The organism is Streptomyces sp. NPDC001530, assembly GCF_042894545.1.
Classification (GTDB): domain Bacteria; phylum Actinomycetota; class Actinomycetes; order Streptomycetales; family Streptomycetaceae; genus Streptomyces.
In genome coordinates this window covers 39,764-61,781 of the sequence record NZ_JBIAVS010000025.1, presented here as the reverse complement: position 1 = coordinate 61,781, position 22,018 = coordinate 39,764, and the positions used below count along the sequence as shown (strand labels likewise).

The window sequence follows — 22,018 nt, the reverse complement described above, 5'->3', positions numbered from 1 at the left end:
TCCCGCAGCTCGCCTCCGCTCTACTCTGCGGGCCGCTTCAGCCTCGCCACGGCTGCGTTCTTTCGGGGGGCAACCCCCGTACCCCCGGCCGGTCCCGCAGCTCGCCCTCGCTCTACTCTGCGGGCCGCTTCAGCCTCGCCACGAACTTGTAGCGGTCCCCGCGGTACACCGACCGCACCCACTCCACCGGCTCGCCCTGCTTGTCGAGCGAGTGCCGGGAGAGCATCAGCATGGGCAGGCCGACGTCGGTGCCGAGCAGTCCGGCCTCGCGCGGGGTGGCCAGCGAGGTCTCGATGGTCTCCTCGGCCTCGGCGAGATGGACGTCGTACACCTCGGCGAGCGCGGTGTAGAGGGAGGTGTACTTGACGAGCGACCTGCGCAGCGCCGGGAAGCGCTTCGCGGACAGGTGGGTCGTCTCGATCGCCATCGGCTCACCGCTCGCCAGACGCAGCCGCTCGATGCGCAGCACCCGCCCGCCCGCCGAGATGTCGAGCAGCCCGGCGAGGGTCTCGTCGGCGGTGATGTAGCCGATGTCCAGCAGCTGCGAGGTGGGCTCGAGGCCCTGGGCGCGCATGTCCTCGGTGTACGAGGTGAGTTGGAGGGCTTGGGAGACCTTGGGCTTGGCGACGAATGTGCCCTTGCCCTGGATGCGCTCCAGGCGGCCCTCGACCACCAGCTCCTGAAGGGCCTGCCGCACGGTGGTGCGCGAGGTGTCGAACTCGGCGGCGAGGGTGCGCTCGGGCGGCACCGGCGTGCCGGGCGGCAGTGTCTCCGTCATGTCGAGCAGGTGCTTCTTCAAGCGGTAGTACTTGGGCACGCGCGCGGTACGGATGGGGGCCCCACCCTCGTTCTCCGCACTGCTGACGTCGGTGCTCATGCTCTGCCTTCCCGGCTCCGGATGCCGAAGCGACCGACATCCCCATCGGCCACGGCTCACATCGTGGCACGGCTTCATGTGCGAGTGCCCCCGCGGTCCACGTGCGAGTGTTCCCGCACGTTCATGGCGGCGTTCCCCGCACGCTCCGTGATCCCCCCTATATACCGTCGGTGTTCGCCTTGGTCTAGTCCACCGCGCTGAAGTGGTCCAGTCGGGCGCGCGTGAACTGGCCTGCCCGTTCTGCCGCTTACCTACTTAAAGGTCCCTGCATATGTAGGTCCCATAACGGACGGCCGGAGGGCACTCGAACTCCTTGACACCCCACTAGGTCTAGGCCAAGCTCCCCGTACTGGTCTACACCATTGAGGACTGGGTCCCGGCCAGGGGGGTTTCTGGCATCCCTGAGGAGGGTGGCGTGAAGCGCAAGCTGATAGCCGCGATCGGTATCGCGGGCATGATGGTCTCCATCGCGGCGTGCGGGGACAGTGACAAGTCCGGGGGGTCGGACAAGGGCGCGGATGCCAAGGAGCTGACCGTCTGGCTCACCGTCGACGCGCAGAACAACTGGCCGGAGCTGGTCAAGGCCGCCGACGCGGCCGTGCAGGCGAAGCACCCCGGCATCAAGATCAACCACGAGTACTACGGCTGGCCGGACAAGAACACCAAGCTCGACGCCGTCCTCGCCACCGACAAGGCCCCCGACGTGGTCGAGATGGGCAACACCGAGATGCTCGGCTACATGGTCAAGGGCGCCTTCGCTCCCCTCGACGCGTCGAAGTTCGAGAACTCGGACGCCTGGCTGGACGGCCTCAAGGCCTCCGTCACCTACGACGGCAAGACCTACGGCGTGCCGTACTACGCCGGCGGCCGCGTCGGCAACTGGCGCAAGGACCTCGCCGCTTCGGTCGGCGTCAAGTCCACGCCGAAGACGTACAAGGAGCTCACCTCCGCCCTGGACAAGATCCAGAAGAAGGAGGGCAACAAGTTCAGCGCCTGGTACCAGCCCACCCGCGACTGGTACGCGGCCACGTCCTTCGTCTACGACGCCGGCGGCTCCATCGCCAAGGAGGAGGGCGGCCAGTGGAAGGCCAACCTCTCCTCGCCCGAGTCGATCAAGGGCCTCAAGGAGTTCAAGAACGTCGTCGACACGTACATGCACGGCGACAAGACCAAGGACGAGTCCGACCGTTACATCGTCTACGGTCAGGGCAAGTCCGGCATGATCTTCGGCGCCGCCTGGGAGGGCGCGACCTCCGAGGACCCGAAGAACGACAAGACCGGCAAGCTCAAGGGCAACCTCGAGAACTTCGTGATGCCCGGCCCGTCCGGCAAGAACCTCCCGGTCTTCCTCGGCGGTTCCGACCTCGCCGTACCGGTGAAGTCGGACGCGCAGGCCGTCGCCGCCGAGTGGATCAACGCCTTCACGGGCGCCAAGGGCCAGAAGGGCCTGATGGGCAAGGGCAACCTGCCCAACAACAAGACCGACCTCGCCACCCTGAAGAACGACCCGGCGACGGCGGTCCCGGCCACCGCGGCCGAGTCCAACTGGTTCGTCCCGATGGCACCGGGCTGGGGCCAGGTCGAGAAGGCCCAGGTCCTGCAGACCATGCTGCAGAACATCGGCACCGGCAAGAAGTCGGTCGAGGCCGCCGCGAAGGACGCGGACGCCGCGATCGACAAGGTCATCAACACCAAGTGACCTGAGCGCAGGGCCCTGTTGACCCCGGGGGGTATGCGGGGGCGGGGCCCTGCTTCTCGTACGACCGTGCGCGGTTCGGCCTGCGTGCGGCCGTGCGGGGTTCGCTTCGTACGCCCGTGCGGGGCTTCGCCTCCGTACGACCAGAGGGACCGCTGAGGAGCGCGCGATGAGTGCCGCAGACACGACCACCCCTGCCAAGGTGCCGCCGCCGCGGCAGGCGCCGCCACCGGACGTCCCGGACGCGCCCCGCAGAACGCGGACATCGGGCGGGGCCTCGACCCCGTGGCTGCTGCTCGCGCCCTGTCTGCTGATCCTCGCCCTGGTCATGGGCTACCCGCTGGTCCGGCTGGTCACCCTGTCCTTCCAGAAGTTCGGCCAGTCCCAGCTCTGGGGCTTCCAGCCGGCCGAGTCGGTCGGCTTCGACAACTTCAGCAAGATCCTCGGGGACAGCGAGTTCTGGACGGTGGTCGTCCGCACGATCGTCTTCGCGGGCGGCGCCGTCGTCTTCACGATGGTCGTCGGCATGCTGATCGCGCTGCTCCTCCAGCGGGTCTCGGGCTGGGTGAAGACGCTCATCAACATCGTGCTGGTGGCCAGCTGGGGCATGCCCATCATCGTGGCCACCACGGTCTTCAAGTGGCTCTTCGACTCCGACTACGGCGTCTTCAACGCGCTGCTCAGCAAGTTGCCGGGCGTCGACATGATCGGTCACAACTGGTTCGCGAGCGGGCCGCAGGGCCTGGCCGTGATCATGCTCCTGGTGGTGTGGGGCGCGGTGCCGTTCGTCGTCATCGCGCTCAGCGCGGGACTCACACAGGTGCCCAAGGAGCTGGAGGAGGCGGCCCGCCTCGACGGCGCGGGCGCCTGGGGCGTCTTCCGTTACGTCACGCTGCCGATCCTCAAGCCCATCGTCGTGATGCTCACGACCCTCTCGGTGATCTGGGACATGGGCGTCTTCCCCCAGGTCTTCGTGATGCGCAACGGCCATCCGGAGGCGGAGTTCCAGGTGCTCAACACCTACTCGTACGACCGCGCGTTCGTGGTCAACGACTACGCGCAGGGCTCGGCGATCGCCCTGCTGACCGTGCTGCTGCTCCTTGGCGTGGTCGCCGTCTACATGCGCCAGATGCTGAAGATCGGAGAGGTCGAATGAGCACGCTTGCTCCTGGGGCGCGCCGCAGGTCGAGGCTCGGCTGGAACCTCGTCGGCCTTCTCGTCTTCGTCACCGCCGGCTTCCCCCTCTACTGGATGCTCAACACGGCCTTCAAGCCGGCGAAGGACGCGATCGACCCGGATCCGAGCCTCTTCCCGACCGGGGTGACGCTCGACAACTTCCGCCGGGCGCTGGACATCGCCGACTTCTGGGGGCCGGTGGGCCGCAGCCTCGTCGTGTCCCTGGCGGTGGTCGTGATCGGCGTGGTCGTCGGACTGCTCGCCGCGCTGGCCATCTCCCGCTTCGCCTTCCGCGGCCGGAAGATCGTGATCGTCGGCATCCTGGCGGTCCAGATGGTCCCGCTGGTCGCCATGATCATCCCGGTCTTCCTGCTGCTGAACGACCTCGATCAGTACGACAAGCTCTCGGGCCTGATCATCACGTATCTGACCTTCATCCTCCCCTTCACGGTGTGGACGCTGCGCGGCTTCATCGTCAACATCCCGAAGGAGCTGGAGGAGGCGGCGATGGTCGACGGCTGCAGCCGCACGGGCGCCTTCATCCGCGTGGTCTTCCCGCTCCTCGCCCCCGGTATGGTCGCCACCTCCGTCTACGGCTTCATCCAGGCGTGGAACGAATACCTCTACGCCCTCATGCTGCTCAGCCAGAAGAACCAGACCGCCACCGTCTGGCTCGGCAATTTCACCACCAAGCACGGCACCGAGTACGCCCCGATGATGGCCGGTGCCACGATGATGGCCGTGCCGATCGTCGTCCTGTTCCTCATCGTCCAGCGCAAGATGGCCGCGGGGCTGACCGCGGGCGCCGTGAAGGGATAACGCCACCCGATGACGACATTCGCCAGTGGGACAGACACCCTCACGCGCGACGCGCTCACCGTCCTTCAGCCCGGCTTCACGGGAACCTCGGCCCCGGACTGGCTGCTCCGCCGCCTCGGCGAAGGCCTCGCCTCGGTCGGCCTGTTCGGCCGCAACATCGCCTCGCCCGGGCAACTGGCCGCCCTGACCGCCCAGTTGCGCGCCGAACGCGACGATGTCCTGGTCGCGATCGACGAGGAGGGCGGCGACGTCACCCGCCTGGAGGTGCGTACGGGGTCTTCGTTCCCCGGGAACCACGCGCTGGGGGCCGTGGACGACGTCTCGTTGACGAGAGAGGTGGCCGCCGAACTGGGCCGCCGCCTCGCCGCCTGCGGCGTCAACCTCAACTGGGCGCCGTCCGCCGACGTGAACTCCAACCCGGGGAACCCGGTCATCGGCGTACGGTCCTTCGGCGCCGACACCGACCTGGTGGCCCGGCACACGGCCGCCTACGTCACCGGACTCCAGTCGGCCGGCGTCGCCGCCTGCACCAAGCACTTCCCGGGCCACGGCGACACGGCGGTCGACTCGCACCACGCGCTGCCGCGCATCGACGCGGAGCTGTCGGTGCTGGAAGGCCGCGAGCTCGCCCCGTTCCGGGCCGCCATCGCCGCGGGCACCCGCGCCGTGATGAGCGCGCACATCCTCGTCCCGGCCCTGGACCCCGACCGCCCGGCGACCCTGTCCCGGCGGATCCTCACGGGCCTGCTCCGCGAGGACCTCGGCTACGACGGTCTCATCGTCACCGATGGCATGGAGATGCAGGCCATCGCCGCGACCTACGGCATCGAACGCGGCAGCGTCCTCGCCATCGCCGCCGGCGCCGACGCGATCTGCGTGGGCGGGGGACTGGCGGACGACGACACGGTACGCCGCCTCCGCGACGCCCTCGTCTCCGCCGTCCGCGCCGGCGAACTCCCCGAGGAGCGCCTGGCGGACGCGGCGAACCGGGTACGTGAGCTGGCGGGGTGGACGGCTGCGGCTGCGGCGGCTTCCGGAACCGGGGGCTCGGGGGGAGCGGGGGGTGCCGGCACGGCCGGTGGTGCGAACGGCGCGAGCGGCGCGAGCGGTGTTGGCGGTGTTGGCGGTGTGAACAGTGCGAATGGTGTGGGGGGTGCGAACGGCGCGACGGGCATCGGTCTGGTCGCCGCCCGTCGCGCGCTCACGGTGACCCACTCCGACTCGTACGCCCCGCTCACCGAGGCCCCGTACGTCGCCGCGCTCACCCCGGTCGCGAACATCGCGGTCGGTGACGAGACCCCCTGGGGCGTGGCGGCGGAACTGGCCCGCCTGCTCCCCGGCACGGAGACCGGCAGCTTCACCGGCGAGAACGCGGGCGCCTCGGCCCTCGCCGCCGCGGGCTCCCGCCGTATCGTCGCCGTCGTCCGCGACGAACACCGCCACCCCTGGATGGCGGCCGCCCTCGACACCCTCCTCGCCTCCCGCCCCGACACCGTCGTGGTCGAGATGGGCGTCCCCCAGTCCCCACCCCGCGGCGCCCTCCACATCGCCACACACGGCGCGGCCAGAGTCTGCGGCCGAGCGGCAGCGGAGATCATCGCGGGCGCCTGACAGCTGGGCTGGTGGCGTGGCGTGCGCTGGCCGAGGGTGCCGTGTGGGCGTGCCGTGGAGTGTGGGCAGGCGTTCCGCAGGGCGATGGGGGTCCCCCTGTTCGCGCGGAGCCGAGAACTTGGGGGAGGGCGGGCACACACCACCCACCGGGCCGCACTCGCGCAGCACCCCAGCCCCTGGATATGCGAAGGCGCCGGGCACCCAGGAAAGGGTGCCCGGCGCCTTCGTGCAACACCAACCGGCCTATATCCCCTGCCAGCCCGGCTTGTTGGCAAACGTGTGCCGGAAGTAATCCGCAAGCTTCAGCTTGGAAGCCGCCGCCTCGTCCACAACCACCGTGGCGTGCGGGTGGAGTTGAAGGGCCGACGCCGGGCACACGGCAGCCACCGGCCCCTCCACGGTCGCGGCAACGGCGTCCGCCTTGCCCTCCCCCGTCGCGAGCAGCACCAGATGCCGCGCCTCCAGAATCGTGCCGATGCCCTGGGTGATGACATGGTGCGGCACCTGCTCGATCTCGCCCTCGAAGAACCGCGCGTTGTCGACCCGGGTCTGTTCGGTCAGCGTCTTGATCCGGGTCCGCGAGGCGAGCGAGGAGCACGGCTCGTTGAACCCGATGTGCCCGTCCGTCCCGATCCCGAGCAGCTGCAGATCGACCCCACCGGCCTCCGCCAGCGCCTTGTCGTACGCCTCGCACGCGGCCTGCACGTCCTCCGCGGTGCCGTCCGGCCCCATGAACGCGGCCATGCCGAGGCCCAGCGGCTCGAGCACCTCCCGCCGCAGCACGGAACGGTACGACTCGGGATGCTCGGCCGGCAGCCCCACGTACTCGTCGAGCTGCGCGATCCGCGCACTCGAGGCGTCCACGGCACCGGAGCTCACCTTGGCCGCCAGCGCCTCGTAGATGGGCAGCGGAGTCGAGCCGGTCGCCACGCCGAGCAGGGCGTCGGGCTTGCGCCGGAGCAGATCCGCCATGGCCTCGGCGATCAGCTCGCCGCCTGCCTCGGCGTCCGGGACGATGACAACTTCCACGCTGGGCCTGCCGATCTGGAGAGGGGACTCAGGGGGACTCAACTGAAACCCGAAGGGGACACATGTGGTATAGACCAATCTAGCAGAGTGTCACCCCAACGTCGCCCCGAAGGCCCCAGCCGGACGCGCGAGCCCCAGCTCTGGGGAGTGCAATGGAAACCGCACGCCGAAAGCGAAAGCGAAAGCGAAAGCCGAAGGTCGAAGGTCGAAGGTCGAAGGTCGAAGGTCGAAAGCCAAAGCCAAAGCCGCGAGCGGCGAGCCGAAAGCCGATGCACGAGGTACACGAGGAGGCACCGATGACCCCCACGCCGCAGGACTTCCAGGGCACATCCCAAGGCGCATCCCAGGGCGCATCCCAGGGCGACCGCCCCGGGCGGATCATGGCCCGGGAGATGGCCGAGCAGCCCGACGTGCTGCGGCGGATCCTCGACACGGGCGCGCCCCGGATCCAGGACGTGGCACGGCAGGTCGCGTCCCGCAAGCCGCGCTTCGTCCTGCTCACCGCCCGCGGCACCTCCGACAACGCCGCCCTGTACGCGAAGTACCTCCTGGAGGTCCGCCAGGGCCTGCCCTGCGGGCTCACCTCGATGTCGACGACCACGGCGTACGGCGCGCACCCCGATCTCGCCGACGTCTTGGTGATCACCGTCAGTCAGTCCGGCGGCTCCCCGGACCTGGTCGCCTCGACGCAGGCCGCCCGCGAGGCCGGCGCCATCACCCTCGCGGTGACCAACAACCCGGACTCACCGCTGGCCGCCGTCTCCGAGTACCACATCGACATCATGGCCGGACCGGAGAAGGCGCTCCCCGCCACCAAGACCTATACGGCCTCCCTTCTCGCTCTCTACCTCTTCGTCGAGGGTCTGCGCGGCGGTGACGGTGCCCCCGCGAAGGTGCTGCCCGACCTCGCCGCCGGACTCCTCGCCCGCCAGGACGAGGTCAGGGCCCTCGCCTCGCGCTATCGCTTCGCCGAGCGCATGGTGATCACCTCGCGCGGCTATGGCTACCCCACCGCCAAGGAAGCCGCCCTGAAGCTGATGGAGACCAGCTACATCCCCGCTCTCGCCTACTCGGGCGCCGACCTGCTGCACGGCCCCCTCGCCATGGTCGACAACATCTCGCCGGTCATCGCGGTCGTCACCGACGGCAAGGGCGGCGAGGCGCTCCAGCCCGTGCTCGACCGGCTGCGCGGCCGCGGCGCCGACCTCGTCGTGATCGGTCCCCGGGCCCAGGTCGAACAGGCCTCGGCCGGTTTCGTCCTGCCCACCGCAGGCGTCGCCGAAGAGGTCCAGCCGATCCTGGAGATCCTCCCGCTCCAGCTCCTGGCCTACGAGGTCACCATCGCCCGCGGCCAGGACCCGGACGCGCCGCGCGCCCTGGCGAAGGTGACGGAGACGCACTGACCGGCGCGTCCCCGGGGCAGGCCTACGTCAGCGATCCACCCGTCGCGTCCAGCCAGGCCCCGGTGATCCAGCGCCCCGCGTCCGACGCCAGGAACGCCACCACGTCCGCCACATCCGCCGGCGCCCCCACCCGGCCCAGCGCCGATATCGCCGCGGCCTTCGCCCATGCGTCGTCGCTCGCGTGCAACAACTCGGCGGTGTTGTCGGTGTCGATGATGCCGGGCGCCACCGAGTTCACGGTGATCCCCCGAGGGCCCAGCACCTTGGACAGGTCCCGGGTGAAGACGTCCAGGGCGCCCTTGGTCATGGCGTACGCCATCTTGTCCGGCATCACGGCGGTCCGCGCGAGGCCCGAGGAGATGTTGATGACCCGCCCGCCGTCCCGCAGGCGGTCGAGGCCGTGCTGGACGATGAAGTGCGGCGCCTTCACGTTCACCGCGAAGACCCTGTCGTACTCCTCCTCGTCGATCTCCTCGAGCGCCCGCGACGTACCGATCCCCGCGTTGTTCACCAGGATGTCCAGCCCGTCCGCATGCCGGTCGAACGCTTCCCACAGGGCCTCCGCGTCGCCCGGCAGCCCCAGCTCCACGCCGATCGCGAACGCCGATCCCCCCGCCGCCTCGATCGCGGCGACCGTCTCCTTCGCCGCCGCCTCATTGCTGCCGTAGTGCACGGCCACCCGCGCGCCGTCCCCTCCCAGCCGCTCGGCGATGCCCCGCCCGATGCCCCTTCCGCCACCCGTGACGAGTGCCGTCCTGCCTGCGAGCACACCCATGCCGATGCCCCCTTCGCATTTCACTAATGGTCGCTACAGAAAAAATGTACAACAGGGCACGGACAGTTCTCTAGCACTCGCTATAAAATCCACCCCATGGTGAGCAGGCAGCAGACCGAGCCGGGAACCGCCGTACATAAGGACGCCGAGGACGCCGAGGGCGCAGATAACGTCAAGGTCGTGACCAAGCAGCGCGGTCGCCCCCGGTCCTTCGACCGTGAGACCGCGCTGGAGAAGGCGATCCTCGCGTTCTGGGAGCACGGGTACGAGGCGACCTCCGTCTCCGACCTCACGCGCGTCATGGGCATCGGCGCCCCGAGCCTGTACGCGGCGTTCGGCGACAAGCGGTCCCTCTTCGACGAGGTCGTTCGCGAGTACGGCGCGAAGTACGGCTCGTTCGGCGAGCGCGCGCTGGCCGAGGAGCCGACGGCCCGCGCCGCGGTCGAGCGGATGCTGCGCGAGGCCGCGGCCGAGTACACCGACCCGGGCCACCCGCACGGCTGCCTGGTGATCCACGCGGCCATCAACTGCACGTCACCCGAGGTGGAGGAGTCCCTGCGCGAGCGGCGCAACGCCAGCCTCGCCGCCTTCGAGAGTCGTATAAAGGCGGGGATCGCCGCGGGTGAGCTGTCTGCCGACACCGATGCGGCGGCCCTCGCCCGGCACACCGGAGCGATCATCCAGGGCATGTCCCAGCAGGCCCGCGACGGCGCCACCAAGGAGGAACTGGAGGCCCTTGCCGAACTCGCCATGGCGATCTGGCCCCGGCCCTGAGCCGAATCGGCCGCCGTCATGTGTCGATCAGACCCGGCTCATCCGTCAATCCGGCCCGTTCATGAACCGAAGCGGGTTAGTCTGCGTGATGGATGCTGTTGGATGTTGGATAAACAGACAACAACAAACATCCGCCGACGCATGGACAGAAGGCGCGTGGACACAGGAGCATGGACGCAGCAGCATGGTCTAGTCCACAATGCTTCGCAAGTGAAGGCAACTGAACAAGCCTCCGTCTTCCCCGCACAGGAAGGCGGACCGAGGAACCGGCGCTCTCTGCCCTGACTGCTCCGGCTCCTCTCTTCGGCCGACCGGGACCGCACACCCCGCGGCCGTTGTTGCTCCGGGCTGCGGTGCCGGGAGGGTTGAGGGTCCCTCCCAGGCGCCGCGGCCCGCGGGTGTTTCCGGGGCCCCCACCAGCGGCTGAGGTTCGAGGCCTGTCGTATCCGCCGGGTACGCTCGCAGACGTGCCCTCCATGAACGACCTCGTACGCCAGCACACCGCCCTCGGTGACTCCGATCTCGAGTGGCTGCATCTGCTGGTCTCGGAGTGGCAGCTGCTCTCCGACCTCTCCTTCGCCGACCTCGTCCTGTGGGTTCCCACGCGCGACGGCACCCGCTATGTCTCCGTAGCCCAGATGCGGCCCAACACCGGCCCCACCTCGTACCAGGACGACATGGTCGGCCACCTCGTCCCGCGCGGCCGCCGCCCCATGCTGGACGCCGCGCTCGACGAGGGCAGGATCGTGCGCGAGGGCGACCCGGAGTGGCGTGAAGAGGTTCCGGTGCGGGTCGAGTCCATTCCCGTACGACGTGAGGGCCGCGTCCTCGGAGTCATCGCCCGCAACACCAACCTCCTCACCGTGCGCACCCCGAGCCGGCTGGAGTTGACGTATCTCCAGAGCGCCTCCGACCTCGCCCAGATGATCGCGGCGGGTTCGTTCCCGTTCCCGAACCAGCAGGTCGACATGGACGCCTCGCCGCGGGTGGGCGACGGCCTGATCCGCCTCGACGCGGACGGCATCGTCCAGTACGCCTCTCCGAACGCGCTGTCGGCATACCACCGCCTCGGCCTGGCCGCCGACCTGGTCGGCCACAACCTCGGCGTGACCACCGCCGAACTCGCGCCCTCCCGCGGCCCGGTGGACGAGGCGCTGTCCAAGGTCGCCAGCGGCTGGGCGCCCCGCGAGTTCGAGATCGAGAGCAACGACGGCGTGATCCAGCTGCGCGCGATCCCGCTCAAGCCCAAGGGCACCCGCGTCGGTTCACTCGTCCTGCTCCGCGACGTCACCGAACTGCGCCGCCGCGAGCGCGAGTTGATCACCAAGGACGCGACCATCCGGGAGATTCATCACCGGGTGAAGAACAACCTCCAGACGGTGGCGGCCCTGCTGCGGCTCCAGGCCCGGCGCATCGACTCGGACAGGGGCCGGGAAGCCCTGGAAGAAGCCGTCCGCCGGGTCGGTTCGATCGCGATCGTGCACGAGACGCTCTCCCAGAACCTGGACGAGCGCGTGGAGTTCGACGAGATCGCCGACCGGGTGCTCGCCATGGTCGCCGAGATCTCGCCCGGCAAGGTCACCGGCCGGCGCACCGGCCGCTTCGGCATCCTGGACGCCGAGGTCGCGACCCCGCTCTCCATGGTCCTCACCGAAATCCTCCAGAACGCGCTGGAGCACGGCTTCCGCGAGGGCGACCGGGGCACCGTCGAGGTCTCCGCGGTGCGCGGCGGCACCAGCAAGGAGGCCCGCCTCCTGGTCACCGTCCAGGACGACGGCGTCGGTCTCCCCGAGGGCTTCGACCCGCACCGCTCGGGCAACCTCGGCCTGCAGATCGTACGGACGCTGGTCGAGGGCGAGTTGGGCGGCACCTTCGACATGGTGGCGGCCCCGGAGCGCGGCACGCAGGTGATCCTGGACGTCCCGGTGCGGGCTCAGAAGTGACCAGGGCTCAGTAGCAATCCCTGCGGCCGCAAACAGCAATGAGCCCCGGACCATTCACTGGTCCGGGGCTCACGCTCACGTTGCTATGCGCATCGGGGGTACTGCGCGCTGCGGCTCGGGGGCGGGAGATGCGTACTCGCTGTACGCGCCGCCAAGCTCAGGCTCGTGCGGGGTGGGGTGTCAGGCGGTGGCCTGACGGGCCCGGTTGCGGGCGGCGCGGCGCTTCATGGCGCGGCGCTCGTCCTCGCTGAGGCCACCCCAGACGCCGGAGTCCTGGCCGGACTCGAGCGCCCACTGCAGGCACTGCTCCATGACGGGGCAGCGGCGGCAGACGGCCTTGGCTTCCTCGATCTGCAGCAGCGCAGGACCGGTGTTGCCGATGGGGAAGAAGAGCTCGGGGTCTTCCTCGCGGCAAACGGCGTTGTGACGCCAGTCCATGGCTGCTACCTCTCCTTGGTATTACATGCAGGTTGCTTGTGAATGTGAACGCTTTCACGAATCCCTCAACAAGTGAAGGGCCGACTGCCAGGTAACCTGACGTGGTCCTGTGATTTGAGGAGGGGTTCTGGCTCTCTGTGGGGCCGATGTTGCGGGCCGTCCCGATCGCCACGTAGAGACTCGCAAACCTCAGCGGCGGATACAACCCCTTCTGGAAAGTTTTTTTTGATTCCTCGGTGTCGACTAGGTCACAGCCGTACTTCCATGGGGTGGATCCTGGTCTAAACGTTCGAGTGAAAGGACTTTGGGCCCTTCCACTCACACAATCACACGCAGTGCACGGCGTACGCCTGTGAACGTCACGCTAGTGCGCAGCCCGAGGTGGTCACCGTCCATCTGAAGGGGCAGCGGCACCTTCGAATGCAAGGTGAAGTCCGTCAAGTCGTGCAGGGACACGGCGTGCTTGCCATGGGGTCCGCGCTCGGGGGACGAAGTGAGCAACTGGGTGGCATACCGGGCAACCGCGGCCGTCGACATGCGGCTGAGACCGAGTACGTCGAGTCCGGTATCGAACGACGCCTTAGGTGACGCGTACACCGGACGATTGCCGAGAAACGTCCACGGCGCGGTGTTGCAGATGATGGACAGGACAAGATCGGTGACCGGGTCCGCGCCGGGGCGCTCCAGTGTGATCATCCCGCGTCTGCGGTGAGGTTCGTCCAAAAACGTGCGTGCCGCTTGGCGGAGATACAGCGCATGGGTGGAGCGCCTGCCGCGCTCGCGCTGCTGCTCGACCCGGCCGATCACACCCGCGTCGAAGCCGAGGCCGGCGCAGAACGTGAACCAGCGGGAGGGCACGGCCTCGTCCTCTGTGCCGGGAGTGCCGGCGGCGAGGCCCAGGCCGATTATGCGCTCGCGCTCCTCGCGCAGCGCGTCCAGCAGGGCGCCGGTGGCCTCCACGGCGTCGTTGGGCAGGCCGAGGGCGCGGGCGAAGACGTTGGTGGAGCCGCCGGGGACCACGGCGAGGCGGGGCAGGCGCTCCGGATCGGGGCCGTGGTGGAGCAGGCCGTTCACGACCTCGTTGACCGTGCCGTCGCCGCCGAGGGCCACGACCAGATCGATGTCCTTGCTCTCCGCGGCCTGCCGGCCGAGGTCCCGGGCGTGCCCGCGGTACTCGGTGGTGACCGCCTCCAGCTTCATCTCGCTGGCCAGCGCGTGGATCAGTACGTCACGCGTGCGCGCACTTGTGGTGGTTGCTGCCGGATTGACCACGAGAAGTGCACGCATGCGATGCAGCGTACCTACTCGGTGGTACTCGTCCCAGACCGAGGTAGGGATCAGGTAAGAGATCAGGGTGTGGGGCTGGGCACAGTGCGGGGGCGGCACGGGCACCCAGGGCCGTCGGTGCGGCCACGGCTACTCTTCAGGGGTGAGCGCTGAGCAGAATGCGACCCCCGACGCCCCCACCGCAGAACCCCGCCCCGGGCGGCTGACCGCCGCGGCGGCGCTGGCCGCGCTGGAGGGGCTCGCCCTCGTCGTGGGCGGCGTCTACATCCTCGTCCTGGGCCTCACGGGCGACCCCGACGACCGGCAGCAGGCCGTCACCGGCGGTGTCACGCTGATCGTGCTCGCCCTGCTGCCGCTGCTGGCCGCGCGCGGACTGCTGTTGCGCCGCGGCTGGAGCCGGGGCCCGGCCGTCATCACCCAGATCATGGCGCTGCCCGTGGCCTACAACCTGCTCCAGGCCGACAGCATCGCGATCCCCGGCGGCATCGCACTCGCGGTCGTCGCGGTCGCGGCCCTGGTACTGCTCGTGAACCCGGCGACGACGCGGGCCCTCGGAATCCGAGGGCCCGGAAACAACGTACAAGGCCAGAAGTAACCGGTCTCACTCCTCCACGAGGAGCTTCTCCCTCAGCTGCGCCAGCGTGCGGGCCAGCAGGCGCGAGACGTGCATCTGGGAGATGCCGACCTCCTGCGCGATCTGCGACTGCGTCATGTTGCCGAAGAAGCGCAGCAGCAGGATGCGCTTCTCGCGCGGGGGGAGGTCTTCCAGCAGCGGCTTCAGTGATTCCCGGTACTCGACGCCCTCCAGGGCCTCGTCCTCGGCGCCGAGGGTGTCAGCGACGGCCGGGGACTCGTCGTCCGTGTCGGGGACGTCCAGGGACAGCGTGGAGTACGCGTTGGCGGACTCCAGGCCCTCCAGGACCTCCTCCTCCGAGATGGCCAGCTTCTCGGCCAGCTCATGGACCGTGGGGGAGCGGCCGTGCAGTTGCGAGAGCTCCGCGGTCGCCGTGGTGAGCGCGAGCCGCAGCTCCTGCAGCCGGCGCGGCACCCGCACCGCCCAGCCCTTGTCGCGGAAGTGCCGCTTGATCTCGCCGACGACCGTCGGGGTCGCGTACGTCGAGAACTCGACGCCGCGCTCCGGGTCGAAGCGGTCGACCGACTTGATCAGACCGATGGTGGCGACCTGGGTGAGGTCGTCCAACGGCTCCCCGCGGTTGCGGAAGCGGCGCGCGAGATGCTCGACGAGCGGGAGGTGCATGCGGACCAGCTGGTTGCGCAGCTCCGCGTACTCGGCGCTGCCCTCCTTGAGCTTGCGCAGCTCGATGAACATCGCCCGTGCCCCGCTGCGGTCCTGGGGGTCGTGCTGGATGTGCTGGGCGCTCGGCCCGTGCTGCGCGCCCTGCACGCTCTGCGCTCCCAGCTTGTCGTGTCGCTCGTGCTCGCTCATAGTCCCGCCCGTCACCAGCCGTCGCCCCTCCGAGGACGTGCTCCGCGCGGCACCCTCCGGATCCCGTTGCCCGTCGTCCTGGCCGGGGAGGTGCTCCCGTTCGTCCTCGTCGATCAGCCCTTCGGACACGGCCGAGGAGGCGCCGTCCTCCGGGTGCGGCCGGGCCTGCTCGGGGATGCCGTCGACGCCGTCCGCCGTGCGCCGCGGCCCGCCGAGGCCGTCGACACGCTCGGCGGGAAGCTCCCGTGTGCCGCGCTCTTCGTCCCGCACCGGCCCGTCCCCGTTCCTCACGCCGGCCCGGGTCCCGCGCCGCGCTGTTTGTAGAGGCTGATCGAAACGGTCTTGTCCTCGGCGACGGTCGAGTCGACCTTGCCGGCGAGGGCCGAGAGGACGGTCCACGCGAAGGTGTCCCGGGAGGGGGCGTGACCGTCCGTGGTCGGGGCCGAGACCGTGACCTCCAATGAGTCGTCGATGAGCCGGAAGACACAGCTGAGCACCGAGCCGGGGACGGCCTGCTGCAACAGGATCGCGCAGGCCTCGTCCACCGCGATGCGCAGGTCCTCGATCTCGTCGAGGGTGAAGTCCAAACGGGCCGCGAGCCCGGCCGTGGCCGTGCGCAGCACCGACAGGTAGGCACCCGCGGCCGGCAGCCGGACTTCCACGAAGTCCTTGGTCGCGGGCTCGCCTGCGATCTGGGACACCCTCACCTCCATGGTGGTACAAGCTCTTCGAGCTCTTTCGGGGCCGAGGGTCGCCCCCCGGGGTAACGCGCTACGTGGTTCTGCGGTGACGCTACCGCGCTCCCAAGTTTCCTGTCCTGGGGACCCCGCCCCCTGCTGTCACTCATAGTAAGCCCACGAGTACGGACAGTGGCTAGGGGTCTGCGGGCCCAAATAGGAAGAGCGCGCGCCGGGTTGACGTACCCAGGCGTCAGACGGTCGAACCGTCCGGATCGCGAGTCACACGCGTACGTGATCCACGAGTCCTCTCAAGTCCAGTATGCCGTCCACGCGTCATGCGAGGACGTGGTCGACGAAGCACCAACGCCAGCTCTCCCCGGGCTCGAACGTGCGCATGATCGGATGTCCGGTGTCCTTGTGGTGCTCTGTCGCGTGCCGCAGCGGTGAGGAGTCGCAGCAACCGAGGTGCCCGCACTCCAGACATAGGCGAAGCTGCACCGGGTGCGTGCCGGCGGCCAGGCACTCCAGGCAGGTCTCGCTGAGGGGCTCGGGTTCGGGGTGCGGCAGCGCGTCGGCGTGCGTGCACTGTTTCATGATTGCCAGGTTACGTCGGGTGTGCGGGAAGCCGCGCGGAAACGAGGGCGGGCGGAAGTCGATGCACATTTTGCCACTGCTGTTGCTGGTCGCGGGAAGTGCGGCGGTCGCCGGGGCCGCCCGCCGCACCCCGGTCCCCGCGCCGCTGCTGCTCGTCGCGGCGGGCCTGGTCCTCTCGTACGTCCCCGGGGTGCCCGCGTACGAGCTCGACCCCGAGGTCGTGCTCCCGCTGGTGCTGCCCCCGCTGCTGTACACGGCGGCCACCGACAGCTCGTACCTCGATCTGCGGGCGCAACTGCGGCCCGTCGCGCTGTTGTCCGTCGGGTACGTCCTCTTCGCGACCCTCGTGGTCGGCTGGGCCGCGTATCTGATCGTGCCGAGCCTGCCGCTGACCGCCGCGCTGGTCCTGGGGGCGGTGGTGGCGCCGCCGGACGCGGTCGCCGCGACCGCTGTGGCGCGCCGGGTGGGGCTGCCGTCGCGGATCACCACGATCCTCCAGGGCGAGTCCCTGGTGAACGACGCGACCGCGATCACCGCCTACAAGGTGGCCCTCGCCGCCGCGGTCGGTGAGGGCGCGACCTGGGCGGGTGGCGTCCGCGAGTTTCTGCTCGCGGCGGTCGGCGGCGTGCTCGTCGGGCTCGTCCTGATGATCCCGATCCACTGGCTGCGCACCCACCTGAAGGAGGCCCTTCTCCAGAACACCCTCTCCTTGTTGATCCCCTTCGTCGCGTACGGGATCGCCGAGCAGCTGAACGCCTCCGGGGTACTCGCGGTGGTCGTCGTCGCGCTCTACCTCGGACACCGTTCCTGGGAGGTGGATTTCGCGACGCGGCTCCAGGAGGAGGCGGTCTGGAAGATGGTCGCGTTCGTCCTGGAGTCGGCGGTTTTCGCACTGATCGGACTGCAACTGCCGGTCGTCCTCAGGGGGCTCGGGCAGTACGAGGGCACGAGCGCAGCCTGGTACGCGGTGGCCCTCTTCCTCGTCGTGGTCGCGGCCCGGTTCGTGTGGGTGTATCCGGCGACGTTCCTGCCGCGGTTGGTGTCGGCGCGGATCCGGGAGCGCGAGGACAACCCCACCTGGAAAGGGCCGTTCATCATCAGCTGGGCCGGCATGCGTGGCGTGGTCTCGCTCGCCATCGCCTTCTCCATCCCGCTCACCGTGCACGGCGGCGCGGCCTTTCCCGATCGCAATCTGATCCTCTTCCTGACCTTCACGACGGTCATCGGGACCCTGGTCGTGCAGGGGCTGACTCTGCCCCCGCTGATCCGCCTCCTGAAGCTGCCGGGGCGCGACCAGCAGGCCGAGACCCTCGCCGAGGCCAATGCCCAGGCCCAGGCCTCCCGGGTGGCCGAACAGCGCCTCGACGAACTCCTCAACGATGAGCGCAACGCCCTGCCCCCGCCCCTCGCCGACCGCCTGCGCGCCGTCCTGGAGCGGCGCCGCAACGCCGTCTGGGAGCGCCTCGGCGCGGTCAACCCGGTGACCGGCGAGACCGTCGACGACACCTACCGGCGACTGTCCCGCGAGATGATCGGCGCCGAGCGCGAGGTCTTCGTGAAGCTTCGCGACCACCGCTACATCGACGACGAGATGCTCCGCACCCTGCTGCGCCGACTGGACCTGGAGGAGGCGGCGGCCTATCGGGAGGCGGCGTGAGGCCTTCCGCGGAGCGCGGCCACCTCCCGGACCTCTCCCAGGGGGCCGACCTCACGCCCGCCCTCGCCGCCACCAGCCCACAGGCGCTCGTCGCATCGACTACGTGCTCTTCCGTGGCGGCGTCGCGGCTCTGGCGGGTACCTCCGGGGCTCACCCGGTGCTGTCCTCCTGAGGTGGCTGGAACGGTGCTCCCGTGATCACTGCCGCCACCGTGGTTCCCCGTGTGAACGCGCCCTCCTCCGCCAGGGCGACAAGTCCGTACAGCATCTTGGCGACATAGAGACGTTCGACGGGCAGGCCGTGGCGCTGCTCGAAGTCCTCGGCGAAGGTGTCGAGTTCGGGGGTGGTGCGGGCGTATCCGCCGAAGTGGAAGCGGTCGTCGAGGGACCAGCTGCCGCGGCGGGCGCCGAAGGCGGTTTGCTGGAGGGCCTGTATGTCGGCGCTCAGGAAGCCGCCCTTGAGGACCGGGAAGCCGAGGGCACGCTGGTCGGGGGTGAGTCCGGCGGCCAGGCCCGCCAGGGTGCCGCCAGTTCCGCAGGCGAGGGCGATGACGTCAGCATGGCCGCGCAGCTCCGCGCCGAGTTCCTGACAGCCGCGTACGGCAAGGGAGTTGCTGCCGCCCTCGGGCACGACGTACGCGTCCTCGGCGCCCATCGCGCGCAGGATCCCGCTCAGCGTCTCCGGTTCCGCTTTGCGGCGGTACGTCGATCTGTCGACGAAGTGCAGCCGCATGCCGTCGGCCACGCAGCGGGCGAGCGAGGGGTTGAGGGGGCGGTCGGCCAGCTCCTGGCCGCGGATCACGCCGAGGGTCGGCAGGCTCAGGAGGCGGCCGGCGGCGGCCGTGGCGCGCAGATGGTTCGAGTACGCCCCGCCGAAGGTGACCACCGTGCGGCCCGCCGCCGCCTCCAAGTTCGGGGTCAGCTTGCGCCACTTGTTGCCGATCAGCTCCGGGTGGATCAGATCGTCCCGCTTGAGCAGCAGCCGGACGCCGTGGCGCGCGAAGCGCCCGTCCGCGGCCTCCCGCAGCGGCGACGGGAGTCGCGGCCGCAGGCCGGTCGGGCCGAGCGCTTCGGGGACGTCGGGCACGTCCGGGACGTCAGGGCTGGTCACCCCGCCATTGTCGGACATGTGTCCGGGGGGTGGGTCGCCTCCCCGCGCCCGCTCGTCACTTCAGACGGTCACGGATGCGCTCCCGCTCGTCACTTCAGGCGGTCGCGGATGCGCTCCCGCATGGCGGCCATCGTGAATCCTCTCGGGTCCACCTTTCCCGGCTGCCACTCCAGGTGGCCGATGACCGAGCGCTCCGTCCAGCCGTGGTGGCGGCAGATCGCGGCGGAGACCTTCTCGATGGTCTTCAGCTGGGCCTCGGGCCAGGGGTCCTTTCCATCGCCGAGGTTCTCGCACTCGAAGCCGTAGAAGTGGCGGTTGCCGTCGGTGTTCGCCTCGTTGTCGTGCGGAAGCGCCTTCTCCGCGATCACGGCGCGCAGGACGTCGTCGTCTCCGAGGCCGGCGTGATTGGCCCTGCCGTAGCCGACGAGGTGGAGGACGCCGTCCTTGGTGATCACGCCGTGGCACAGGGGGCCGGGCAGCTTCGGGGAGCCCTCGCGGCAGATCTCGACGGTGCGCTCGCTGCCCGAGGTCACCGTGTGGTGGATCATCACGCCGTACACCGGACCCCACGGGCCCTTGTGATTGCGGTTGTGATGCTCCCAGTCGCCGACCTCGACGACGGTGACGCCTTCCTCTCTGAGCCGGTCCAGGAAACGGGCCGCGGACATGGGTGGGGCCATGACCGCCTCCTTCGCGCTGCACGCCGGCCACCCGTCGCGGCCGTCTCGTACCGCAGCTTGTACCCGCAACCGGGCGGCCGGGCCTACTCGTTCGCACAGCGTGCGAGCCGATTCGGTCAGCGGCGGAGGAACCGGTCAGGACCGGAGGAACGCGTCCCCGTGCGTGGCTATGTGGCTCTCCAGGGCCTGAAGGGCCTGTTGTGTCGCCTCGGGGGAGCCGCTGCCACGCCGCTCCGCGTAGTACGCGGCACCGAGTTTCTTGAGGAGGTCGCCGCCGGCGCGCTGCGCCTGCACGTCGTCGAGTTTCTGCTTGCCCTGCGTGAGGCCGCGCTGCGCCTGTTCTTTGGCACGGTCCAGGAAGCCTGCCACTGCTGTCTCCTGTCGTTGTCCGTCTAAGGGGCAAACGGTTGGCCGGATCTTGGAGTTCCCTGGACAGAATCCCGTCCTGTGCCCACTCCCGGATGATCCATTCCCGCTCATTTGTGTAATAGCACCGGCACGCTCCGTGATGGAAGGCTGGTTTCCGCAGATCAGTGCAATCGGGAGGGCAAATTTCATGTCGGTAGGCGAAGAGGTCCGCGCGGAGCAGGACAGGCCGCAGCAGAGTCTCGGCACATCCGCCGCGCGGAACCTGGCCACCACCACCAAGTCCGTGCCCCAGATGCAGGAGATCAGCTCACGGTGGCTGCTGCGCATGCTCCCGTGGGTGAACGTGCAGGGTGGCACGTACCGCGTGAACCGGCGGCTCAGCTACTCCGTGGGCGACGGCCGCGTGACCTTCGTGAAGACCGGTGACCGCGTCCAGGTCATCCCCGCGGAGCTCGGCGAACTGTCCGTACTGCGGTCGTACGAGGACCAGGAGGTGCTCGGCGAGCTCGCCCAGCGCTGCCGGCAGCGGGAGTTCGCACCGGGAGACGTGCTCGCCGAGTTCGGCAGCCCGGCCGACGAGGTGTTCCTGCTCGCGCACGGCAAGGTCGAGAAGATCGGCACGGGCCCCTACGGGGACGACGCGGTGCTCGGCACCCTCGCCGACGGCGCGTACTTCGGGGAGCAGGCGCTCATCGACGCGGAGGCCATCTGGGAGTACACGGCCCGCGCGGTCACCGCGTGCACCGTGCTCGTGCTGCTCCGCCAGGACCTCGAGCAGGTCGCGGAGCGCGCCGAGTCCCTGCGCACTCACCTCCAGGAGCTCCGCTCGATTCCGGAGCAGCGCACCAACAAGTACGGCGAGAAGGAGATCGACCTCTCGGCCGGCCACACCGGAGAGCCGGACATCCCCGGCACCTTCGTGGACTACGAGGCCGCGCCGCGCGAGTACGAACTGAGCATCGCGCAGACCGTACTGCGCCTGCACACGCGCGTGGCCGACCTCTACAACCAGCCCATGAACCAGACCGAGCAGCAACTGCGGCTCACCGTCGAGGCGTTGAAGGAGCGCCAGGAGCACGAGCTCATCAACAACCGGGAGTTCGGGCTGCTCAACAACTGCGAGTACGACCAGCGGCTGCAGCCGCACGACGGCGTCCCCAGCCCCGACGACCTCGACGAACTGCTCAGCCGCAGGCGCGGCACCAAGCTGTTCCTCGCCCACCCGCGCGCGATCTCCGCGTTCGGCCGAGAGCTCAACAAGCGCGGACTCGTCCCGGAGACCATCGAGATCGCGGGCAACCGCATTCCGACCTGGCGGGGAGTCCCGATCTACCCGTGCAACAAGATCCCGGTGAGCGACACGCGTACGACCTCGATCATCGCCATGCGTACCGGCGAGGCCGAGCAGGGCGTGATCGGGCTCCAGCAGGCGGGCATTCCGGACGAGATCGAGCCGAGCCTGTCGGTGCGCTTCATGGGCATCAACGAGCAGGCGATCATCTCCTACCTGGTCACGGCGTACTACTCGGCCGCGGTGCTCGTGCCGGACGCCCTCGGCATTTTGGAGAACGTCGAGATCGGTCGCTGGCGGTGACCTTCCGCGCGCCGACGGTCGCCGTGTTCCCGCTCTCCGGGGCGGGTACATCGAGGGGG

21 protein-coding genes are annotated in these 22,018 nt (G+C 69.5%); 10 read left to right on the top strand and 11 right to left on the bottom strand.

What is annotated here, in order from left to right:
- Positions 1-112: 112 nt before the first annotated feature.
- Positions 113-877: a GntR family transcriptional regulator gene (locus ACFY0T_RS40175; RefSeq protein WP_388882753.1), complete on the bottom strand. Its 765-nt coding sequence runs from the start codon at positions 875-877 to the stop codon at positions 113-115.
- Between the two features lie 415 nt (positions 878-1,292).
- Between ACFY0T_RS40175 and ACFY0T_RS40170 the strand changes: the two genes are divergently transcribed.
- The 4 genes from ACFY0T_RS40170 (at position 1,293) to ACFY0T_RS40155 (ending at position 6,179) form a co-directional block, all read left to right on the top strand.
- Positions 1,293-2,576: an extracellular solute-binding protein gene (locus tag ACFY0T_RS40170; RefSeq protein ID WP_388882750.1), complete on the top strand. Its 1,284-nt coding sequence runs from the start codon at positions 1,293-1,295 to the stop codon at positions 2,574-2,576.
- A gap of 166 nt (positions 2,577-2,742) precedes the next feature.
- Positions 2,743-3,729: a carbohydrate ABC transporter permease gene (locus ACFY0T_RS40165; RefSeq protein WP_388882747.1), complete on the top strand. Its 987-nt coding sequence runs from the start codon at positions 2,743-2,745 to the stop codon at positions 3,727-3,729.
- Positions 3,726-4,568, top strand: a complete 843-nt coding sequence (locus tag ACFY0T_RS40160; RefSeq protein ID WP_388882744.1) for a carbohydrate ABC transporter permease — start codon at positions 3,726-3,728, stop codon at positions 4,566-4,568. The genes ACFY0T_RS40165 and ACFY0T_RS40160 overlap by 4 nt, the downstream gene beginning before the upstream one ends.
- Positions 4,569-4,577: 9 nt before the next feature.
- Entirely contained in the window at positions 4,578-6,179 is a 1,602-nt protein-coding gene (locus tag ACFY0T_RS40155) for a glycoside hydrolase family 3 protein (RefSeq protein WP_388882741.1), read from the top strand.
- A 243-nt stretch (positions 6,180-6,422) separates the two neighbouring features.
- On the opposite strand, the gene nagB is transcribed toward ACFY0T_RS40155, so the two are convergent.
- The gene (nagB, locus tag ACFY0T_RS40150) at positions 6,423-7,208 is read right to left on the bottom strand and encodes a glucosamine-6-phosphate deaminase (protein ID WP_388882738.1); all 786 of its coding nucleotides are present in this window, start codon (positions 7,206-7,208) and stop codon (positions 6,423-6,425) included.
- A 380-nt stretch (positions 7,209-7,588) separates the two neighbouring features.
- Here nagB and ACFY0T_RS40145 point away from each other — a divergent pair, with 380 nt between their 5' ends.
- A complete protein-coding gene (locus tag ACFY0T_RS40145) occupies positions 7,589-8,611 on the top strand; it encodes an SIS domain-containing protein (protein WP_388882961.1) in 1,023 nt (340 codons plus the stop codon).
- Positions 8,612-8,633: 22 nt separating this feature from the next.
- On the opposite strand, the gene ACFY0T_RS40140 is transcribed toward ACFY0T_RS40145, so the two are convergent.
- The gene (locus tag ACFY0T_RS40140) at positions 8,634-9,386 is read right to left on the bottom strand and encodes an SDR family oxidoreductase (protein WP_388882735.1); all 753 of its coding nucleotides are present in this window, start codon (positions 9,384-9,386) and stop codon (positions 8,634-8,636) included.
- 96 nt (positions 9,387-9,482) lie between these two features.
- On the opposite strand from ACFY0T_RS40140, the gene ACFY0T_RS40135 reads away from it, so the two are divergent.
- Together ACFY0T_RS40135 and ACFY0T_RS40130 are read left to right on the top strand one after the other, a co-directional pair.
- Positions 9,483-10,160, top strand: coding sequence for a TetR/AcrR family transcriptional regulator (locus ACFY0T_RS40135; protein ID WP_388882732.1), 678 nt, complete (start codon positions 9,483-9,485; stop codon positions 10,158-10,160).
- A 476-nt stretch (positions 10,161-10,636) separates the two neighbouring features.
- A complete protein-coding gene (locus ACFY0T_RS40130) occupies positions 10,637-12,103 on the top strand; it encodes a sensor histidine kinase (protein WP_388882958.1) in 1,467 nt (488 codons plus the stop codon).
- A gap of 180 nt (positions 12,104-12,283) precedes the next feature.
- Here the strand turns inward: ACFY0T_RS40130 and ACFY0T_RS40125 are convergent, their stop codons facing one another.
- A complete protein-coding gene (locus tag ACFY0T_RS40125; protein ID WP_006380970.1) occupies positions 12,284-12,541 on the bottom strand; it encodes a WhiB family transcriptional regulator in 258 nt (85 codons plus the stop codon).
- 318 nt (positions 12,542-12,859) lie between these two features.
- On the bottom strand, positions 12,860-13,828 hold the full coding sequence (locus ACFY0T_RS40120) for a diacylglycerol/lipid kinase family protein (RefSeq protein ID WP_388882729.1): 969 nt from the start codon (positions 13,826-13,828) through the stop codon (positions 12,860-12,862).
- Between the two features lie 142 nt (positions 13,829-13,970).
- Here ACFY0T_RS40120 and ACFY0T_RS40115 point away from each other — a divergent pair, with 142 nt between their 5' ends.
- The gene (locus tag ACFY0T_RS40115) at positions 13,971-14,423 is read left to right on the top strand and encodes a hypothetical protein (RefSeq protein ID WP_388882726.1); all 453 of its coding nucleotides are present in this window, start codon (positions 13,971-13,973) and stop codon (positions 14,421-14,423) included.
- Between the two features lie 6 nt (positions 14,424-14,429).
- Here the strand turns inward: ACFY0T_RS40115 and ACFY0T_RS40110 are convergent, their stop codons facing one another.
- From ACFY0T_RS40110 to ACFY0T_RS40100, 3 genes are all read right to left on the bottom strand, one after another.
- A complete protein-coding gene (locus ACFY0T_RS40110; RefSeq protein WP_388882723.1) occupies positions 14,430-15,566 on the bottom strand; it encodes an RNA polymerase sigma factor SigF in 1,137 nt (378 codons plus the stop codon).
- A complete protein-coding gene (locus tag ACFY0T_RS40105; RefSeq protein WP_054228129.1) occupies positions 15,563-15,976 on the bottom strand; it encodes an anti-sigma regulatory factor in 414 nt (137 codons plus the stop codon). Before ACFY0T_RS40105 ends, ACFY0T_RS40110 begins: the two co-directional genes overlap by 4 nt.
- A 312-nt stretch (positions 15,977-16,288) precedes the next feature.
- Positions 16,289-16,549, bottom strand: coding sequence for a UBP-type zinc finger domain-containing protein (locus ACFY0T_RS40100; RefSeq protein WP_388882720.1), 261 nt, complete (start codon positions 16,547-16,549; stop codon positions 16,289-16,291).
- Positions 16,550-16,610: 61 nt separating this feature from the next.
- On the opposite strand from ACFY0T_RS40100, the gene ACFY0T_RS40095 reads away from it, so the two are divergent.
- Positions 16,611-18,206: a Na+/H+ antiporter gene (locus tag ACFY0T_RS40095; RefSeq protein ID WP_388882717.1), complete on the top strand. Its 1,596-nt coding sequence runs from the start codon at positions 16,611-16,613 to the stop codon at positions 18,204-18,206.
- A 150-nt stretch (positions 18,207-18,356) separates the two neighbouring features.
- Here the strand turns inward: ACFY0T_RS40095 and ACFY0T_RS40090 are convergent, their stop codons facing one another.
- The 3 genes from ACFY0T_RS40090 to ACFY0T_RS40080 all read right to left on the bottom strand — a co-directional run bounded on the left by ACFY0T_RS40090 (position 18,357) and on the right by ACFY0T_RS40080 (position 20,365).
- Positions 18,357-19,334 carry a 1-aminocyclopropane-1-carboxylate deaminase/D-cysteine desulfhydrase gene (locus ACFY0T_RS40090; protein WP_388882714.1) on the bottom strand — a complete coding sequence of 326 codons (978 nt, stop codon included), beginning with the start codon at positions 19,332-19,334 and terminating at the stop codon, positions 18,357-18,359.
- Between the two features lie 71 nt (positions 19,335-19,405).
- On the bottom strand, positions 19,406-19,996 hold the full coding sequence (locus ACFY0T_RS40085; RefSeq protein ID WP_388882711.1) for an N-acetylmuramoyl-L-alanine amidase: 591 nt from the start codon (positions 19,994-19,996) through the stop codon (positions 19,406-19,408).
- A gap of 135 nt (positions 19,997-20,131) precedes the next feature.
- Positions 20,132-20,365 (bottom strand): hypothetical protein, encoded by a 234-nt coding sequence (locus ACFY0T_RS40080; protein ID WP_388882707.1) that lies wholly within the window; start codon positions 20,363-20,365, stop codon positions 20,132-20,134.
- A 187-nt stretch (positions 20,366-20,552) separates the two neighbouring features.
- Between ACFY0T_RS40080 and ACFY0T_RS40075 the strand changes: the two genes are divergently transcribed.
- Positions 20,553-21,959 carry a family 2B encapsulin nanocompartment shell protein gene (locus ACFY0T_RS40075; protein WP_388882704.1) on the top strand — a complete coding sequence of 469 codons (1,407 nt, stop codon included), beginning with the start codon at positions 20,553-20,555 and terminating at the stop codon, positions 21,957-21,959.
- The last annotated feature ends 59 nt before the right edge of the window (positions 21,960-22,018 follow it).

Coding starts and splice junctions, on each gene's coding strand:
- ACFY0T_RS40130 (WP_388882958.1), top strand. CDS start 10,637: ATGAACGACCTCGTACGCCAGCACACCGCCCTCGGTGACTCCGATCTC.
- ACFY0T_RS40160 (WP_388882744.1), top strand. CDS start 3,726: ATGAGCACGCTTGCTCCTGGGGCGCGCCGCAGGTCGAGGCTCGGCTGG.
- ACFY0T_RS40095 (WP_388882717.1), top strand. CDS start 16,611: ATGCACATTTTGCCACTGCTGTTGCTGGTCGCGGGAAGTGCGGCGGTC.
- ACFY0T_RS40085 (WP_388882711.1), bottom strand. CDS start 19,996: ATGGCCCCACCCATGTCCGCGGCCCGTTTCCTGGACCGGCTCAGAGAG.
- ACFY0T_RS40125 (WP_006380970.1), bottom strand. CDS start 12,541: ATGGACTGGCGTCACAACGCCGTTTGCCGCGAGGAAGACCCCGAGCTC.
- ACFY0T_RS40120 (WP_388882729.1), bottom strand. CDS start 13,828: ATGCGTGCACTTCTCGTGGTCAATCCGGCAGCAACCACCACAAGTGCG.
- ACFY0T_RS40100 (WP_388882720.1), bottom strand. CDS start 16,549: ATGAAACAGTGCACGCACGCCGACGCGCTGCCGCACCCCGAACCCGAG.
- ACFY0T_RS40155 (WP_388882741.1), top strand. CDS start 4,578: ATGACGACATTCGCCAGTGGGACAGACACCCTCACGCGCGACGCGCTC.
- ACFY0T_RS40075 (WP_388882704.1), top strand. CDS start 20,553: ATGTCGGTAGGCGAAGAGGTCCGCGCGGAGCAGGACAGGCCGCAGCAG.
- ACFY0T_RS40165 (WP_388882747.1), top strand. CDS start 2,743: ATGAGTGCCGCAGACACGACCACCCCTGCCAAGGTGCCGCCGCCGCGG.
- ACFY0T_RS40140 (WP_388882735.1), bottom strand. CDS start 9,386: ATGGGTGTGCTCGCAGGCAGGACGGCACTCGTCACGGGTGGCGGAAGG.
- ACFY0T_RS40090 (WP_388882714.1), bottom strand. CDS start 19,334: ATGTCCGACAATGGCGGGGTGACCAGCCCTGACGTCCCGGACGTGCCC.
- ACFY0T_RS40175 (WP_388882753.1), bottom strand. CDS start 877: ATGAGCACCGACGTCAGCAGTGCGGAGAACGAGGGTGGGGCCCCCATC.
- ACFY0T_RS40135 (WP_388882732.1), top strand. CDS start 9,483: ATGGTGAGCAGGCAGCAGACCGAGCCGGGAACCGCCGTACATAAGGAC.
- ACFY0T_RS40145 (WP_388882961.1), top strand. CDS start 7,589: ATGGCCCGGGAGATGGCCGAGCAGCCCGACGTGCTGCGGCGGATCCTC.